This window comes from Arthrobacter sp. AK01, from assembly GCF_021109375.1.
In the GTDB taxonomy this organism is placed as follows: Bacteria; Actinomycetota; Actinomycetes; order Actinomycetales; family Micrococcaceae; genus Arthrobacter.
Genome location: NZ_JAJOHP010000054.1, coordinates 16,650 through 33,753, shown reverse-complemented (window position 1 = coordinate 33,753; position 17,104 = coordinate 16,650). Strand labels below are relative to the sequence as shown.

19 protein-coding genes and 1 pseudogene are annotated in these 17,104 nt (G+C 61.7%); 9 read left to right on the top strand and 11 right to left on the bottom strand.

Annotation, left to right across the window (positions count from 1 at the left end; translation table 11 throughout):
• Positions 1-270: 270 nt before the first annotated feature.
• A complete protein-coding gene (locus LN996_RS17475; RefSeq protein ID WP_231341677.1) occupies positions 271-1,200 on the bottom strand; it encodes an EamA family transporter in 930 nt (309 codons plus the stop codon).
• Positions 1,201-1,287: 87 nt separating this feature from the next.
• Between LN996_RS17475 and LN996_RS17470 the strand changes: the two genes are divergently transcribed.
• Positions 1,288-1,791, top strand: a complete 504-nt coding sequence (locus LN996_RS17470) for a MarR family winged helix-turn-helix transcriptional regulator (protein ID WP_231341676.1) — start codon at positions 1,288-1,290, stop codon at positions 1,789-1,791.
• Between the two features lie 89 nt (positions 1,792-1,880).
• On the opposite strand, the gene LN996_RS17465 is transcribed toward LN996_RS17470, so the two are convergent.
• On the bottom strand, positions 1,881-2,609 hold the full coding sequence (locus tag LN996_RS17465; RefSeq protein WP_231341675.1) for a hypothetical protein: 729 nt from the start codon (positions 2,607-2,609) through the stop codon (positions 1,881-1,883).
• A 98-nt stretch (positions 2,610-2,707) separates the two neighbouring features.
• Between LN996_RS17465 and LN996_RS23710 the strand changes: the two genes are divergently transcribed.
• Entirely contained in the window at positions 2,708-2,833 is a 126-nt protein-coding gene (locus tag LN996_RS23710; RefSeq protein ID WP_269215798.1) for a hypothetical protein, read from the top strand.
• Between the two features lie 31 nt (positions 2,834-2,864).
• Positions 2,865-3,455 (top strand): hypothetical protein, encoded by a 591-nt coding sequence (locus LN996_RS17460; protein WP_231341674.1) that lies wholly within the window; start codon positions 2,865-2,867, stop codon positions 3,453-3,455.
• Positions 3,456-3,503: 48 nt separating this feature from the next.
• Here the strand turns inward: LN996_RS17460 and LN996_RS17455 are convergent, their stop codons facing one another.
• From LN996_RS17455 to LN996_RS17445, 3 genes are all read right to left on the bottom strand, one after another.
• A complete protein-coding gene (locus LN996_RS17455; RefSeq protein WP_231341673.1) occupies positions 3,504-3,701 on the bottom strand; it encodes a hypothetical protein in 198 nt (65 codons plus the stop codon).
• Positions 3,702-3,739: 38 nt separating this feature from the next.
• Positions 3,740-4,189 (bottom strand): hypothetical protein, encoded by a 450-nt coding sequence (locus tag LN996_RS17450; RefSeq protein ID WP_231341672.1) that lies wholly within the window; start codon positions 4,187-4,189, stop codon positions 3,740-3,742.
• A 243-nt stretch (positions 4,190-4,432) separates the two neighbouring features.
• Complete coding sequence (locus LN996_RS17445) at positions 4,433-7,339, bottom strand: NPCBM/NEW2 domain-containing protein (RefSeq protein ID WP_231341671.1); 2,907 nt, start codon at positions 7,337-7,339, stop codon at positions 4,433-4,435.
• Positions 7,340-7,689: 350 nt separating this feature from the next.
• On the opposite strand from LN996_RS17445, the gene LN996_RS17440 reads away from it, so the two are divergent.
• The 5 genes and pseudogenes from LN996_RS17440 to LN996_RS17425 all read left to right on the top strand — a co-directional run bounded on the left by LN996_RS17440 (position 7,690) and on the right by LN996_RS17425 (position 10,950).
• Positions 7,690-7,920: an LPXTG cell wall anchor domain-containing protein gene (locus LN996_RS17440; RefSeq protein ID WP_231341670.1), complete on the top strand. Its 231-nt coding sequence runs from the start codon at positions 7,690-7,692 to the stop codon at positions 7,918-7,920.
• A 149-nt stretch (positions 7,921-8,069) separates the two neighbouring features.
• Entirely contained in the window at positions 8,070-8,309 is a 240-nt protein-coding gene (locus LN996_RS17435; protein ID WP_231341669.1) for a PLDc N-terminal domain-containing protein, read from the top strand.
• A 63-nt stretch (positions 8,310-8,372) separates the two neighbouring features.
• Positions 8,373-8,456 (top strand): annotated as a pseudogene (locus LN996_RS23895) (hypothetical protein); the annotation flags it as partial.
• Between the two features lie 104 nt (positions 8,457-8,560).
• Positions 8,561-9,631: a hypothetical protein gene (locus LN996_RS17430; protein ID WP_231341668.1), complete on the top strand. Its 1,071-nt coding sequence runs from the start codon at positions 8,561-8,563 to the stop codon at positions 9,629-9,631.
• Between the two features lie 122 nt (positions 9,632-9,753).
• Entirely contained in the window at positions 9,754-10,950 is a 1,197-nt protein-coding gene (locus LN996_RS17425; protein ID WP_231341667.1) for a TerC family protein, read from the top strand.
• A gap of 3 nt (positions 10,951-10,953) precedes the next feature.
• Here LN996_RS17425 and LN996_RS17420 read toward each other — a convergent pair whose 3' ends face one another.
• The 5 genes from LN996_RS17420 to LN996_RS17400 all read right to left on the bottom strand — a co-directional run bounded on the left by LN996_RS17420 (position 10,954) and on the right by LN996_RS17400 (position 15,079).
• Complete coding sequence (locus LN996_RS17420) at positions 10,954-11,556, bottom strand: TetR/AcrR family transcriptional regulator (RefSeq protein ID WP_231341666.1); 603 nt, start codon at positions 11,554-11,556, stop codon at positions 10,954-10,956.
• A gap of 44 nt (positions 11,557-11,600) precedes the next feature.
• Positions 11,601-12,446, bottom strand: a complete 846-nt coding sequence (locus LN996_RS17415; RefSeq protein WP_231341665.1) for an alpha/beta fold hydrolase — start codon at positions 12,444-12,446, stop codon at positions 11,601-11,603.
• Positions 12,447-12,479: 33 nt separating this feature from the next.
• Entirely contained in the window at positions 12,480-13,475 is a 996-nt protein-coding gene (locus tag LN996_RS17410; protein ID WP_231341664.1) for an NADP-dependent oxidoreductase, read from the bottom strand.
• A 95-nt stretch (positions 13,476-13,570) separates the two neighbouring features.
• Positions 13,571-14,020, bottom strand: coding sequence for an SRPBCC domain-containing protein (locus LN996_RS17405; RefSeq protein WP_231341663.1), 450 nt, complete (start codon positions 14,018-14,020; stop codon positions 13,571-13,573).
• 66 nt (positions 14,021-14,086) lie between these two features.
• Positions 14,087-15,079, bottom strand: a complete 993-nt coding sequence (locus LN996_RS17400; RefSeq protein WP_231341662.1) for an AraC family transcriptional regulator — start codon at positions 15,077-15,079, stop codon at positions 14,087-14,089.
• 80 nt (positions 15,080-15,159) lie between these two features.
• On the opposite strand from LN996_RS17400, the gene LN996_RS17395 reads away from it, so the two are divergent.
• Positions 15,160-15,615, top strand: coding sequence for a DUF1772 domain-containing protein (locus LN996_RS17395; RefSeq protein WP_231341661.1), 456 nt, complete (start codon positions 15,160-15,162; stop codon positions 15,613-15,615).
• Here the strand turns inward: LN996_RS17395 and LN996_RS17390 are convergent.
• A complete protein-coding gene (locus LN996_RS17390) occupies positions 15,612-16,976 on the bottom strand; it encodes an MFS transporter (RefSeq protein WP_231341660.1) in 1,365 nt (454 codons plus the stop codon). The genes LN996_RS17395 and LN996_RS17390 overlap by 4 nt on opposite strands.
• Positions 16,977-17,104 lie beyond the last annotated feature (128 nt).

Genomic DNA, 17,104 nt, shown 5'->3' with positions numbered 1-17,104 from the left:
CCCCCGGAGAATGATGCCAAACAAGAATTGCACCCGGGGGTCGAAATGCCGAGCACCGGGAGCGGGCCCCGCAGAAGCCAACCCGTCAGCCAAGAACGACCGACGATCCATCGTTGGTGCTAAGCTCCGCACCAACATTCACTAGCGCACCCACGGCAAAGGAACAACTGCCACGCAGCGTACTTGATGGGCGTCTGTGAGTCGGTGCAACAGCACCGAGTTGACACTCCCTGAAAAGTCCTTGCCGCCGTCGAGCATTTAGCGTCTAGGTCAGCTGAGCGCTATCACCCTAACTTGCTGCTGGACCACAGGCCGCTGCACCAAAAACACCGCACCCAGCACCAACACAGCACCCACAAGCTGCCACCCCGACAACGACTCCCCCAGGAACACGAACCCCAGCACCGTCGCTACAAGCGGGCTCAGGAATCCCAGGAACGACACCACCATCGTGGGCAGCCGCTGGATCCCCCGGAACCACACGGCGTAAGCCACCAACGCACCAATGACACTGAGGTACGCAAAACCCGCCAGGTTAGGCACCGAAACCGACCCCGGCAGCCCTTCAACCACCAGCGTCACGGGCAGCAGCATCACGCCACCCATCGCTAACTGCAGGCCCGTAAACCCAAGCAGCCCCACGCCGTCGGGCCTTCCCCAACGTTTGGTGAGGACTATGCCGGCCGCCATGCTCAGCGCCGCCGCCATCCCGGCGAGCACACCCACAAAAGTCAGCGTCGCGTCGGATCGCAGGACGAGCAAGCCGACACCCGCGGCTCCCACCACACAAGCAATGATGTGCGCCTTGCGGATCCCCTCCCCCAGCAACAGCACGCCGAGGAAGAGCACGAACAAAGGCTGGATGGACATGACCAGCGCTGCGAGCCCACCCGGCAGTTGATACGCGGTGAAAAACAAGAGGAAGAAGAACAGTCCGATATTGAGCGCGCCCAGCGCTGCGGCTTTGAACCACCAACTCCCCCGCGGCCACGTTCGGGTGACCAACATGAGCACGATCCCAGCTGGCAGGGCTCGCACGGTTGCAGCCAGGAGCGGCCGGTCGGCGGGGAGGAACTCCGTGGTCACCAGATAGGTGGAGCCCCAAACCATCGGGGCAAGGGCGGTGATAAAGAGGTCGCGAGGGGATGCCTTGGACGCCCCAACTCCCGTTCTGCTGGCAACCGCTGCAGATGAACTCATCTTTCACTTCCATACATTTCGATATCGAACTATTTGATGTAAGACAATGTAGGTGCTGTAATGTTTGAGGTCAAGCATTGGAGGACGATGGACCGCGACGCAGTGGACATGATTCTTGAGCAGTGGAACACAGAGCGACCCGACGTGGACGTCAGCTCAATGGGCGTTCTGGGCCGGCTCAACAGGGCGAGTCGCCTCGCCTCTCTGGATGTGCAGAAATTCATGAACCAATTCGGACTCGAGCCGTGGGAGTTCGACGTCCTGGCAACGCTTCGTCGGTCGGCTGCTGAAGCTCCGTTGACGCCAGGGCGACTGGCGAGCCTGACCATGATCGGTTCTGCGGCCATGACCAACCGCGTAGATCGGCTCGTAAACCGCGGCCTGGTTCATCGCGAGACCAACCCCGAGAACCGCCGGCAGCTACTCATCAGCCTCACACCCGAAGGGCTCGCCCTGGTGGATGACGTAGTGGAGCACCACGTGGAGAATCAACAAAAGATGCTCGAGGGCCTGTCCAAGACTGAGCGAACACAGCTGGCAAACCTCCTGCGCAAGTTCCTGCTTACTAACAACGACGGCGAACCCTCCTAAGCGGGTTGCGTCACCCATGCGAGGATGAGGCGTGACACCGCCTTGGCCGCCGTCGGCTTCATAGAAGCCGTGCCTCCAAATACGCGAACTTAGTTCACGTCAGCCGTTCGATAAACCTCGCGGCCTGAGACATACCGCCAGATCACGTGATCAAGCTTGCGCGCTGCAGTGGGATAGAGCCCAGCGACTTGGCTGATCAAGCTCGCCGCATCTTTTGGAGTAACAGTGCGATCTACAAGGCCCGCGTGTTCTTGAATGAAGCGGATCACCATCCGGTCCGGCTTAACGGATTGTAGACCGACAAGAATCAGTAAGTAGTTGAAAGTAACTCCCGAGGATTGGCTCGGAAGGCGTAGCCATGCCTTCTTGATCCTCTTCAATTCGGGGTCCCGCTGGAACTCCTCCCGCACGTCAGCCGCGGTCTCGATTGGACCATCTTCCAGTGAAGCTAGAGTCAGCGCAGCGCGATAGACAACCTCGGCTTTTAGGAGTGCACCGTCCCCCGTGTGCGCCGGTTTACGGTTGTTGACCGCTTCGGCCCATCCGGCGCTGCCGCCCAAGGCGTCGAACGAGGCCAATAATTCTCGGACGCCACCGCTATTCGGATCGCCGCCCTCGGCCCGCCGCATGGCGCGATAGGCCGTTGTGACGTTCACGACACTTGTGTAGTGCGATCCTGTCGAGAAGATGGAGTCAATGATGCCCAGCGCGAGACTGTCCGGATAACCATCCGCTTCGATCCATTGAGATTCATCGTCGAAAATAGAACGGCAAACTTCAGTTAGTCGTACTGCCGCTTCGCTGGGTTCAGTCGTCATAGACGGACTCTAGCAAGCACCCGTTACTTTACGGGTTGCGACATCTGGCTGCTTCGACAGTCCCCTTGCCATAGTTAGTGTGCGCCAGAAGACTCGCCGTGGCTGAGCAACACGTAGAGAATCAACAGAAGATGCTCGAAGGCCTGTCCAAGACTGAGCGGCAACAGCTGGCGAACCTGTTGCGCAAGTTCTTGCTGACAAACAACGACGGCGAACCCTCCTAAGCGGGTAGCGTCCCCCATGCGAGGATGAGGCGTGGACACTTCCTCTGAGCAGCTGGCGATCGCAATCGGAAAAGCGCTGGGCGGCGGACAGGCAAGCGCCTACACCGGCATTTCGTATTGCCAAAGCGGTAACCACTTGGTGAGGCATTCAGTTTCGGTGCACCCAAGGGCCTTCATGTGGTCTGCGACGGAGTTGCCTGACGGGCCTACGAGAACATTCGACCCCCGTTCCCTCACAGTTCAGACGGATGGAGTCGATGATTTCAGCCTTTCCATTGACCGCATACCGTTTTCGTTTCCTGAAGCTGTCCAGCTTTCGTTCCCACTCTCCCTGCCCATTTGGGGCCGGCACCTGGACGACTATCACCCGGTCGCTTGTGAAGTGAATGGCTCGGACACGACACTCCTGCTGAGGCACCGCGTTGACCCGACAATCTTTGGGTCCTTCACCTTTGAAACAGAAAGCGGCATCGCGAAAACCCTGTTGACACCCACGTCGGCACTGAAATTGGAGCGCGAGCTCCCACCCGATAATGGAAAACACGACTTCGGCTTCGTGGCCAGCTTGGGTGACCCTGATCTGCAGAATTGCCTTCGCCCCGACGAAAACACCCACCAGTAAAGAAATGGCCTGCAGACGTTAGTCCACAGGCCATCGTCATCTTCCCGGTCACTCACGCTCGCTAGGATCCTGGCTGGACTCTTTGAGCTTGCTCCGCCACAACAGGTACGAGCCATACAGCCCGGAACCAAGCATGACGGCGGCCCCAATGCCTCGCCACCAAACAAACGGCTGCCAGGTCGCAAAGATGATGGCCATTGCGAAGAACCCAGCAACTTGCAATGGATGCGGTACCTTGCTTTTCATAGCGATCACCCCTCGTCGTCACAGCACGGTCGCCCGAGCTACCACCCCGCGCAACCTATCAGGGCAATTCCCATGGACGACAACGCACCCGCTAATGCCCACCCAACTGGCGCACCTCCCGGAACGAAAATGGTGACCATGCTCAGTCCCACCCCCAGCGCGCAACTCCACAGCAGGCTCCCCGGACTTCCTCCGATGTTCAAATGCGCAGTTTGCTGGCCGCCGATGTAGACATCGAGGTAACCGGGACACGTCATTGGGTCGTTGTTGGTCCAGGTAAAGGAGGCCCCCAGGTTGGTGCAGAACGAGTAATACTGTCCCGCCGGTTCCGGCGGCGCTGGGCTGTTCGTCTCGGCCGGAAGCTCGACGGCGACCGTTTGCGTCGCTGTCAGGGGTTCAGTCGCGTTGGCGGGAGCCAGCCCTGCAAAGGCCAACCCAGCGCTGACTGCCAGGCTCACTGCTATCTTGCTGATGTGCTTCAGGATCATGACTGCTCCTAGTGAAGAACGATCTTGCTTTGACCTGCACAGCGTGCGCCCTGCAAATGCCTGCACAGACGCGAAAAGGGTCATCTAGGTGGTGATTTTGCTGAAAATAGGTGTCGAAAGCCCAAGAAATGAGTGCTGATCCGCTCCGTCTAGGTGGTGACACCCGCCGCTCTATCCGGACAAACAAGTGTGGGACCCGCCTCACCAGCGGATCCCACACTCTGACCTCAACCAACCAAGGAACTACCGCAACCCGGGCGGCAGATTCCCCACAGCAATACCCATGATGTTCAGCCCCTCGTTCACCAGCGCACTCCCCTGCGGCAACGTCACGCTGGAGACCTCGAAAGCCGGAGGAATGTCGATCTTCGTGGCAAAGATACGTGCCGGCTCATCCACCCGCACCACCGTCGACGGCCCGCCGATGTAAGCCTGCGTGTGCCGCTGGTGATAGGCCGAGGACGCCACCACCACCGAAGTATCCGTAGCCACCCCGGTGCGCCAGTTCGGCAGCGCAATGGTCACGGTCCGGCTCTGACCGTTAGTGAAGTGCACTGTCGCAACCCCGGAGGACACGTTGCCCGTAGAGAAACCCGTCACCAGCAAGGTACGCCCGCGGCCGGAGAGAGCTACTTCCTGACCCGCAGCCTTCACAGTGTCCGGCGTTCCCACAGCCGTCGGATGCCATACGGAGGACATTCCAAACGCCGAATACGACTCCCCGGAAACAAGCCCGGCAGCAGCCAACGCCTCCTCGGAGAACGTCCGGCGGTCCGCAGAAACAGCTCCGTTCCGAGGGTTGGCCGCATTCGCCACGGAGGTCTGATTCACCAAAGATGCAAAAGGCAAAGGAGCAACGGCAGCACCCGGCCCCTGGTAGGCCCCGATGTTTGGCGCCCCAACAGAGGCCCCAACAGGAGCCCCAACAGAACCGGCACCCGAGGTGGGGTTACCGAAGAAGTCCCTGCCGCCGTCGTCGGCCACTACAGTGCCGGCACCAATCAGCGGCGACCCGGAAGCAAGCCTGTACCCGGGAACGTCCAACGCCGTCTGCCCGCTGCCACCAGCAACCAACAAAGGATCACCCAGCACCGAACCAGTCTCCCCAGCCGGCGGCAAGATCCCGCCAAAGTACGCGTTGTTCGCATACACAGCCGACGCGGCCTTCAAGGAACCGCCCGGTGCCACAAACAGGTTGTTCCGCACCTCGCGTGGGCCGGTCATGTCATCCGAAAAAACACGCGACGGGCAGTAGAAGGTGTTGTTGTAGATGTAGTGCTTGCCGGTGCCGCTGCTGCTGCCGCCCAGTCGGCAGTCGTCCTGGGCGATGTTGTAGCGCAGAACCACGTTGGCCGCCGTCGCCCCGCCGCCGCAGTTGGAGATGCAGTTGAGGTAGAAGCCGCCGGCGTTCCCGTACGAGTAGTTGTATTGGAACAGGCAGGTTCCCACGATCTTCATGTCGCAGTCCCAGGCGGTGGAGTCGTACGTGGAGGTGGTGCTGTTGCCCACCACGTTGAACTGGAACACCGGGTTCTTGGAGTTGTACGGCCACATGCCCGCGAAGTTGCCGCCCTCATAGGGGTGGGCGCCCTGGCCGAGGTTGAGCCCCCTGTTGTGCTCGATGAGCGGCGCGTCAGAGTTATGGATCACAATCGCGTCGCCGCCCACGTCATGGATCTCGTTCCGGGCAACGTACACCTTGGTGTTGTAGCGCTCGGTGGTGTCGGGAGCGGAGATCTTGACGCCGCCACCGGCAGCGTCGTTGACCTCGTTATCGGTGATGGTGATGCCGTCCACGGACCCCTTGCCCCAGGTGCGCACCATGATGCCGGCAGACTGCGCGAAGCCCGCGCCGTCCGTGGCCTTATTGCGCCAGCCCGCTACGTCCTCCACGTGGTTGCCCGTGACCACGACCCCGGCAGTCTGCGCCGTTCCACTGTTCTCGAAGAGAATCCCGACCCTGCGCACCGGAGTGTCCGACGGGTTCACCACACGCAATCCACTGACGGTCCAATGACTGGCGTTGGTGATCTTGATGGCTGCCACTGCACCGTTGCCGTTGATGGTCGGCTTATCGCCCTCGCCGTAGGAGGAGAGCGTGATCGGATGGTTGGCGACGCCGGTACCAGCCGGCGTGAGCGCGCCGGTGCAGTTGGTGCCAGCCCGGAAAAGGATCGACTCGCCAGCGTTGAACGCGCCGTGGCCGTTCACCTGGGCGATCGAGTTGAACGGGCTTGCCTGGCTGCCATTACCGGAAACAGCAGCCGAGCAATCCACATAGAACTTCGCATCGCTGATCTGCACAATGAGCACGCCGATTTTGCCTGTGGTGGCCACATCGAACGGCCCGGTGCCGGTGGCGACCAGTTCGGTGGTCCCGCCCGCAGCTCCCGTTGGCACCACAAAGGTGATGGTGGCCGCTCCGGTGGCGTCAGCAACGGCGTCGGCCACGTTGGCACCGCGCAAGGTCAGGCTGACCGGACTCAGCGGCTTAAGGTCACGCACGACGACGGTCGCTGGCGTCCCGGGGACCAGCCCGTTGAGGTTGGTCCCGGCTGAGCCCTCGACGCGCAGCGGTGCCGCGAGGTAGGCGTCCGAGCAGTTGATTTTGGCATCGGCCCAGTCGGCGTGGTCGTTGCCGTTCCCTTCCGGGCCGGTCTCCACCTTGAGCTGCAGCATGGTGCCGCCCAGCAGATTCACATTGACGGGCAAGGCCCCGTCCGTCCCCTTCCGCTCCCCCGCGAACCGTTCCACCCCGTCCACCAGGACCTTGAAGTCAACGCGACCGCGGTCTCCCTGGGTATCGTCCACGCCCACCTGCGCCAGGAACTGCCGGCATTGGCCGCCCAGGTTGTAGGAAATGGACGACGCCGCGTGCGTGCCAATGCCCTTGGGATACACAGTGCCGCCGATGGTCAGCGGCCTCCGGTTGGCATCGCCCAGCGCCTGGCCTCCGTTGCTCATGTCCAGTTCCGCCGGTCCCCAACCGTTGCTCATGCTGGCCCACGGAACGTCGCTGGCATACACGACGCCGGTGGGCGGGGGTGGTAGTTCAGCTGCGGTTGCGCTTGGGCTGGCTGCGATTCCGGTTGCCAGCGCTGCCGCCGTTAGTGCCGCAGATGCGGCAATTGCTGCCAGACGCCTGGCCATGGGTTGTGGGTGCAAGTGGGGCTCCTCATTGAGTGGGTTTCCTCAAGGAGTTTCTTGCCGGCTGTGCGGTTGTGGCAATCAAATGCACAGGTATGAACATGGCGGGTGCTGTCACCACCTAGACGAGCGCTTTAACCACTCATTTTTCGCTGGCTACACTTAGGTGGTCACCCGAGAACCCTGGTTTTGCGGCCGTGCCACCACCTAGGCCATCGGTTTTACCTCTGTGAGTCGTTTTTATCTGCTCAAAATATTCCCGGCTGCGTGACCATTATCGATCATGCATCAGGACCTCATGGCCCTGTTGTGCTGGTTCGTCGACGCGGTCGACTGGGGTCAGAGAGGAACAAATGAAATCACTGTTTTCCCACGCTCCTGTCGTGTTGATCGTGGCGGGGTGCGTCCTCTTTGTCGGCGCAATAGCTGGCATGAATATCGCCGGCTACGTGATTGACGAGCAGAAAATCGACCCCGGCGATTCCCTATTGCCGTTGTGGTTTAGTTTCCTGGGTGGGCCTGTCGTGGCGGCCATCGGTGCTGGTTGGCTCGTCAGGAAGCGAAAAAATAGAGCCCACCATTGAGCCTTCTCCGATCTGGAACGTCATGACCGCGCTGGTCTGAGGCGACCACAGCGAGAGCCAAACCGTCGGCACGAAGGCGCGATCCGGCGTCGTACGTTTGCAGCGCGAGTGCTAGCTTGGACCGAACCGGCTGGTTCGAGGGGGACGACATGGAAGCTTGGGAATGGATTCTGGCCTTGCTGGCAGGACTGTCTGCGGTGTTCGTCATGGGAGCGAACATTTGGGCCATCTTCGATGTCGTACGGCAGGACCGACTCGATCAAACAAGCCGGGTCATTTGGGTGCTGTTGTTTTTCGTGATGCCGCTGTTCGGGGTTGTGGTGTGGCTGTACGCGAAGCCGCGGCTGGCTGGTTTGGGTACTGGCATGCGTTTGCGGAAGACGCTCTGAGCACTGGGCTGCAATTCATCGCCTTGATCCCGCCGGGGATCCTTCCCTGTTAGGTACGAAGCCTGGACCATCAATGGTCCTGAGGGATTGCTCTTGGTTTCTTGCCCTGGCGGCAGTCTCGCAATCTGGGGCTTGGACAAACAGTAACCCCATTGAAACCAGGCTCAAGCGTCAGGCAAGCTGCAGGCACTCAAGGCGGGTTCCGACGTCGTGCTCCTGCACCGAGGATTCACAGCTGCAAGGATGAGGACATGGAGCCGCACACCGAGCAATTGCTAAATGGGCCTCGTGGGCGTCGCCTGTGCCTTGAACTCGCGATGGAAATGGACCAGGACATCCGTATCGCCGTCTTCCACCTCGGATACAAACTCGATCCTGGGGCAGGCAGGTCGCGGAGGATGTTGACCATGTCTCCCTCGGGCGAGGTGCCGCCTCCCCCGCCAGAGCCGACTGTGAATGAGCTCGCAGCATCGATCACGTCCTTGGATCTCAAGGGCATCACCAACCAGCTGGTTCAGAACGCTTTGGAGCGGGCCGTTGATACCGCCCGGTATTGGCAGGAACCGGACGGCGAGGACGTTCTTGCCGCCGCGCCCGATACAACGAATGCCCTATGCCACGTCGCGGAGGGCGTTCTCGGGACATCTGCCGCAGAATCGTGGACCCGCGAGGCTGAGGTGAAGCAGTGGAGCATCGATTGGCGTTCGGCGGGAGACCCTGCGCCACTCGCCGGAAATCCCCGACAGAAGCTGGCAGAGTGGGCGCGCAACCAACGGGCCGGGGAGGTCCGTGCTGCGCGGGAACGCCGTGCAGACCTCAGGGCCAACGTGGGAGGCGAGTGGTGGTCAATACCCCACAACCTCATGCAGTCCACGGGGCAGATTCCCCAGGGCCTGGATCTGGTGGAGGACTCGCTGGGATGGGAGAACGCCACCGCCATCCCAGTCGCCGGAACCGGACAGATCCTGGAGATCGGGACAGCTGCGGATTGGATCCAGCTATGCCGGGAATTCCCATTGAAAGTCACCGCATCCCGCAGACACGACTGGTTCCGCACGACGGGCCGGGACGGACATTGGGTCATCCCTGACTGGGAAAGGGCAAGCTCACGATGGGATGCTGTCCACCTCACCGTCGCTGGTTACCTTCACTTGGCAGGCCGCGCACTTGAAGTGGACCTGGCCGAAGGAACGGCGAGTGTCATCGCCGGCTGGAACCCCGACACCACGTTCTGGCTCAACGACGTCGTCCGTGAATCCGGGGAGCCTCGTCAACACTGGCATCGGGAGCACAACCAGGACGAGTGGACGCTCCGGGGTTAGCCCCTTGAATAAAGATCCTGCCATTCGGTTACCACCCGCCCCACCACTCCCGGTAAATTTAGACAAAGAGTTTGACCCTCGGTGAGCAACACCACTCGCGCGCCTCACGAAAGCAGGATCATATGACCGTCTCTCCCCTTATCTGGGGCATCACCATCGTCGTCATTCTGGCGCTCTTGGCCTTCGACTACTTCTTCCACATCCGGAAGGCCCACGTCCCCTCACTCAAGGAAGCGGCCATCTGGTCGTCCATCTACGTGGGCCTGGCTGTGCTGTTCGGAGTCCTGGTCCTGATCTTCGGCGGCGGCCAGATGGGGTCCGAGTACTTCGCCGGCTACATCACGGAGAAGGCCCTCTCGGTCGACAACCTGTTCGTGTTCCTGATCATCATGGCGAGCTTCCGGGTGCCGCGTGAGGATCAGCAGAAGGTCCTGCTCTTCGGCATCGTGTTCTCACTGATCGCCCGCACCGGCTTCATTTTCCTGGGCGCCGCGCTGATCAACTCGTTCGCGTGGGTGTTCTACATCTTCGGCCTCATCCTGCTGCTAACAGCAGGCAACCTGCTCAAGCCCGGCGACCACGGGGACGGCCAGGCGAACAACTTCATCATCCGGCTCGCCAAGAAGCTCTTCCACACCACGGATAAGTACGACGGCGACAAGCTCTTCACCATGGTCAACGGCAAGCGTGCCCTGACTCCCATGCTGCTGGTCATGGTGGCTATCGGCGGCACGGACATCCTCTTCGCGCTCGACTCGATCCCGGCGATCTTCGGCCTCACCCAGAACGTCTTCATCGTCTTCACCGCCACGGCGTTCTCGCTGATGGGCTTGCGCCAGCTCTACTTCCTGATCGACGGCCTGCTGGACCGCCTCATCTACCTCTCCTACGGCCTGGCAGCGATCCTCGCGTTCATCGGCGTCAAGCTGATCCTGCACGCCCTGCACGAGAACAACCTGCCGTTCATCAACGACGGCGAGCACGTGAACGTCATCGAGATCACCACCGGCCTCTCGCTGAGTGTGATCATCGGCGTCCTGGTCGTCACCGTGGTGCTCTCACTGATCAGCCCGGCCGGCAAGGCCCAGACCGCCATCAACAACGCCCGCCGGCACGCCGTCGATTACCTGGACCTCGACTACACTGCTGATGCCAACGAGCGCGAACGCATTTACCGCGCACTGACGGCCGAAGAGGCGCAGATCGTCCAGATGCCGCTGAAGTACCGGAACAAGGCCAAAGACGTGGACAAGATCCGCGAGCAAGTGACCGAAGCGCACCGCCAGCACGAGGAATTCCTCAACCGCCAAGGCAGCTAAAAGTCAGGCGCCCAGGAGCACGTTGATCTGATCCCGGATCTCGTCGCCGACCTGGGCGTCTGTGAGTCCAATGGTGGCCGAGGACGTCATGCTGATGAACATGATCGAGGAGACGATCCGTGCCAGCTTCGCCGGATCGCGGGAAACCAGCTTCTGGTCCCCGCCAAGGATCTCGGCGATGGCCTCTTCTGTGCGCATGGTGAGAGACAAAGCCTCTGCATGGTGCGGCTCGGCGGGATCACCGAAGACGATCTCCTTCAGGTAAGTCCGGCCGTTCTCGATCTGGACGCGGTTGCACTCGATGATGGGACGGATGATGGCCATCACTGCGTCGAGCACAGCCTTTTCCTTGGAAGCGGCTTCGACGCCCGAGGCGAGCGCTCCAGCGTATTTCACGTTGTGCACCAGCAGCAGTAGCTCCGCCTTGGTCTTGGCGTAGAGGAACAAGGTTCCCGATCCGACGTCGGCCTTTTCAGCCACTTGCTGGGTGGTGACCTCATCCACGCCGTACTGGGTGAAAAGTTCACGGGCTGCCGCGGTGATGCGGTCAAGCTTTTCCTGCTTATTCCGCTCACGTCGGCCAAGGGTCTGGGGCGCAGGCTGCATTCAGCTACCGTATCAGCGGGCAGGAGCTTCAGCGGCTGGAGGCATCAGCGGCTCAGGAATTCAAGGGCTGCAGGGACGAACCTGTCATGGAACTGGAAGATGCCACCATGCCCGGAGTCGGGGTAGATGACCAGTTCGCTGCCGGGAATGCGCCTGTGCATGTCATTCGAAAGGACAGACGGCACCATGCGGTCGTTGTCGCCGTTGGCGATCAGCGTCGGCTGGGTGATGACGCCCAAATCGGCCGACGGCGACAGTCCCCACCGGCGGATGGCCTTCAGTTGGGTTTGGAACGCCTGGAGTTTGATGGGCGCTTCGCGGTTGGTGGTGCGTTCTTTGAGCCGATTGATGAAGGCTCGCGCGGCAGGCTTACCGGCGGCGTTCCTGTTGAAGAAGAGGAACTCCTTGGGATCCTGCCGGGTGAGGGTGCCCCTAAGAACGTCGTAGTACGTGATTCCGATGATGTTCTGGATGCCGTCCCCACCGGCAGGGCCCGTGCCGGCGAGCACCATCTTGCGAACAAGCCCCGGGTGCTTGAGGACCAGCGACTGTGCGATCATGCCGCCCAGCGAAAAGCCGAAGAGATCCACCTGTTGATATCCCAGCGCCTGGATGAAGGTCGCGGCGTCGTCGGCCATGCTGTCGATGCTGTCCGGAACACTTCCCGTGGACCCGCCCACTCCGCGGTTGCTGAAGGTGATCACGTGGTGCTTCGCTGCGATGGGATCGATGATGCGCGGATCCCAGTTGTCCATGGTCCCCGCGAGGTGAATCAGGAAGACCACCGGAACCCCTCCTTTGGGCCCCATCTCCCGGTACGCGTACGTGACGCCGCCCGCCGTCACTGTCTTCGCTGGAACTTGCACATACGACTGTTGTTCACTGCTCATGGTGTTGGTCCTGTCGGGGGTGTTGGTTTGGGGTTAGAGATGACTGACGACGGTCTTGCCGCGAACGCCGCCCTTTTCGAGGGCAGCAAGGACATCGGCCGTCTGGTCGAACGGCACCACGCGACCCAGGACCGGCTTGATGTGGCCGGAATCGATGAGCGCAGCAATTTCCCTCAGCTGGCCGCCATCGGCGCGCATGAAAAGGAACTCGTAGGTGACGCCCAAGCGGCGGGCCTTGCGGCGGATACCCGAGCTCAGCAGGGTCATCACACCCAGCAGCACAGGGTTTCCACCCAGCTGCCTGGCAAATCCGGCGTCCGGCGGACCGGCGATGCCGATAGCCGTGCCGCCCTTCTTCAAGACCTTCAGGGACCGCTCCAAGTTCTCACCGCCGAGGCTGTCCAGGACGAGGTCGTAGTCGTGAAGGATCTCCACGAAGTCCTCGGTGCGGTAATCAATCACCACATCAGCGCCGAGCTCACGAACAAAGTCCTTGTTCCCCGCGCTGACAGTGGTGGCTACCGTCGCACCCAAGTACTTAGCCAGCTGGATGGCAATGGAGCCCACGCCCCCGGCGCCGGCATGGACGAGTACTTTCTGGCCGGGGCCAACGTTTCCGCGCTCCACCAGGGCCTGCCACGCCGTCAAAGCCACCAGCGGAAGCGAGCCCGCTTCCTCCATGCTGACGGTGGCCGGTTTGATGGCCAGGTCCTCCTCCGCGACGGCAATGCGCTCCGCGAACGTGCCGATGCTGTCTTTGCCGGGGCGTGCAAAGACCTCGTCGCCGGGAGTGAAGGACCGCACCTTGGGCCCCACCTTTAGGACCACACCGGCAACATCATGGCCAAGAATCTGCGGCAGCTTGTACGGGAGGATCTGCTTGAACTCGCCCAACCGGATCTTCTCGTCCAGCTGGTTCAAGCCAGCTGCGTGAACCTTAACCAGCACATCATGGTCGCCGAGCACCGGCTCCGGGACATCGATCTGCTGAAGGGGTTCCTTGTACTGGTTGAGGACGAAGGCTCTCATGGGGGTTCTCCAATGACTAATTTACTGACTTGACTCAATTATGAGCGCACTCAGTTATTTAGTCAATGTTTAGTCAAGGGGCCCCGCAGCTGAAGTCAGTTCTCGGCGGCAACTTTCAGGTCGGCGGCAAACTGTTCAAAGCTGGCGTCGAACGACGGGATCTTATTGGCGAACAGCGGGAATATCGGCCCGCCGATGCGTTCGTTCATCTCGAACAGGGTCCCCCCGCCATTGGTTTCCGTGAGCGTGTAGACGCGGGTTCCCATCGCGTCACCCCAGGCCAGCCGACTGGACGGTTCGAACTCTTTGACCCTGAGCTTAAACGTACGGTTGGGATCCAGTGTGGAGACCAACTGAATGGTGGATCCGGGCTTGATCTCGCCCTCCACCGAAACAATCGTGGAGTTCCACCGCGGATAATCCGACGCCGTGGTCAGCAACTTCCACACGGTAGCTGGGCTGGCGTTGACGGTGGTGGACACCTGGGTGGTGCGGCTGAACGTCCTACTGACGGTAGTGGCGATTCCATCGGGACTGGGTGACATGGTGTTCCGCTTTCTCCGAAGTGCACGGTTGTTGGCCGTCTCCCTCAGATGCTACATTCGCGACGCTCACCGGCGGCGGTCCCCGGCAGATGATTTACCGGCGTCTTCGGTTCGACTGCTTGCCGCCCGTGAAGACCGCCGGTATCCGCTCGGACTGACGCCGTATTCCCGCGAAAAAGCAGCACTGAACGTGAAGGCATTGCTGTAGCCAACCTCCTCCGCGATGACTGCGGTAGTCGCATTGCTGGAGGCTAACCTGTCGGCGGCCAGCGCCAGTCGCCATGCGCTGAGATAGGCCATGGGTGACTGCCCGACGGCGGCACGGAAGCGGGCGGCCATGGTGGCCCTGGAGACGTGGCACCTGAGCGCCAACCCGGCCACGGTCCACGGCGCCGCCGGCTCCTGGTGCAGGAGTTCGAGGGCCTGGGCAACCACGGGTTCGCGGGACGCATGCGTCCACGGTCCCTGCGGTGCGTCCCCCCGTTCCACGCAGGCACGCACAAGGTTCAACAGGAGAAGATCCAACAGCCTGTCCAGCGCGCTTTCCTGTCCAGGCCGTTGTTGCGTGAGTTCGCGTCCCAACATACCCAACAGGCCGCCGTCGAGGTCTTCCTCCGCGAAGACCGCCAGTCTGGGCAGCACTGACGTGACCAACTGGCCCACGGCCGCCGGTGACTGGTACGTGCCGATCAGCAGGACGGTTTCGCCGACGGCACTGTTGCCCCACGTCAACACACCTCGGGAGAATGTGAGCTCCAACTTTTCGCCACTGGGGGTGCGGCATGACTGGTCGGCATCGATAACCACCGTGGGTTCCCTGCCGGGAGCATCAGCAACGATATAGGGCTCCGGCCCGCGTACTGTCGCAGCCCGACCCTGCAGGAGGAGTTGAGGTTCAGCACCGTCCGCAGTGATCCACGCTTCCCCGCGCACCACGACGATCACCGTCAGGGCAGCCTGGTCCTGGACGTCAATGGCGAAAGGTGGATCCATCACCACGCGGAGGGCAAATGCCGCCTGCGCCCGTGGGCCAGTCAGGAACTGCGATAGAGGATCCATGCGGTCAGCTTAGACGTCTGCGTATGAAAAGTGGATCCTTGACTATTCATCGTCCACTCCGGCGAGGGCAGGCTTGAGGCATGACAACTTTGAGCACTTGGCTTCCCGTAGCAGCCGGAACGGGTTCGGCCCTGGTGGGCGGTTTCTACTTCGCCTTCTCCGCACTCGTGATGCCCGCACTCCGGATGCGGCCGGCAAGCGACGCGGTTGCGGCTATGAACGCCATCAACCAGAAGGCGGTAACCCCGCCGTTCATGATCCTGTTCTTCGGCTCGGCCGCCGCCTCCGCTGGCGTGGTGATTGCCGCCGTCGTCGATCCCGGCAGCCAGCCGCCGCTTCGGGTGGCAGGCGCTGCGGCCTGCCTGGCCGGATTCCTCTCCACCATGGCGATCAACGTGCCGCTCAACAACCGCTTGGCCCAAGGCTCCAGCCAGGATTGGAACCAGTTCCTGCGGGGCTGGGTTCCGGCCAACCACCTGCGCGCAGCCCTGTCGACCGCAGGCGCGGCGGCGCTGCTGATCCCGCTGAATCCCTAAACCGCGGGCTTCCGCCACATGACAGCCAGCGCCAGCACCACAGCGCTGAGACCGAGCATCACCAGGACCATGATGCCCCAGTTCGCCTGGTTCACGCCCGGCCCGTACAGCACACCGATCAGCACAGTAGCCGTAATGGCACCGAGGTAGCGGCACGTCTGGAAGATGCCGGCCGCCACTCCCCTTTCCTCGGGCCTTGCAGAAACGTACAGCCCTTGGTTGGACGCGGTGCTCACCACGCCATAGGGAACGCCCATCAACGCGGTGAGCACGAACACCAGCGGCGCCCACAAAGTCATGGTCAGGAAACCGAGCGTTCCCGCGGCAAGGGTCAGGATCAGAACGCCGGTGATCAGCACAGGACGCACGCCGAACCGCTCAATGGACCGCACCGTCAGTGGCGTCACCACCACCGACAACGCCGCAAGGGGCAGCATCAGCAGGCCCACCACACCGGCGTCGTAATGTCCCGCTTCCTGCAGCAACTGCGGAAGGCCAAAGAACGCGAAGTAGTAGACCCCGCTGAACACGACGAACAGCAGGTAGACCAGCAGCAGCGGCCGGTTCCGGCCCAGCAGTCGAAGGTCCAGGAACGGCGGCTGGAAGCGCAGCTCGCGCCAGGCGAAGAGCGCGCCGATCACCGTGGCGGCGCCAAGCAAATACCAGCGGTAGCCGGGCATGACGTTGAGCAGCGCCATCATGGCCAGCATCAGCGAGGTGACGAAGGCGAGGATGCCGGGGATGTCGGAGTCGCGGATCAGTTGGCCAAGCCTGCCGGTCTCGCGCCCGGAATCGATGGGCGCTACCTTGTAGACCACGATCATGGCGAGCAAAGCGATAGGTACGTTGATCGCGAAGAGCGCCTGCCAACCGACCAGGCTCACCAACAGCCCACCCACTACAGGTCCGACGGCAGCGGCCGAAGTGTTCGCCATCTGGATCCGGCCCAACGGCCGCGTGGACGGCAAGTCAGCCAGCCGGCTCAGCTCGGTGACCATCACGACGGCGGACGGGTACGCCGTCGCGGTCCCTACAGCCATGAGCGCGCGGGCCACGCAGACCAGCGCGAAGTTGGGCAGGAACGGAGCGATGGCGCAGGTGACAGCGACCAAAGCCATGCCGAACATGAACAAGCGGCGCGGGCCGAAACGGTCGGCGAGCCGACCCATCAGCGGCTGGCCGGCGGCAGACGCGAGGTAGAACGAGGTGATCACCCAGGTGACGGTGGCGACGTCGAGCTCGAAATGCTCCCTCAGGACCACCAATGCGACGGCGATCATGGACGAGTTCAGCGGATTCAGCGCCGTCCCGAGGCTCAGTGCGGCGATCGCGAGGCCGGGGCGGGGTTTGTTGGCGGTCACCCAACCCAGTCTGCTCCATGGTTGCCTCGGGTCACGAAACGGGGTCACAGGGCGGACTTTTCATGCGAGCGCAAACAGTTAACCTCCCCGCCATTTGAAGTACGGCAGTCTCGTAATTCCGATTCAGA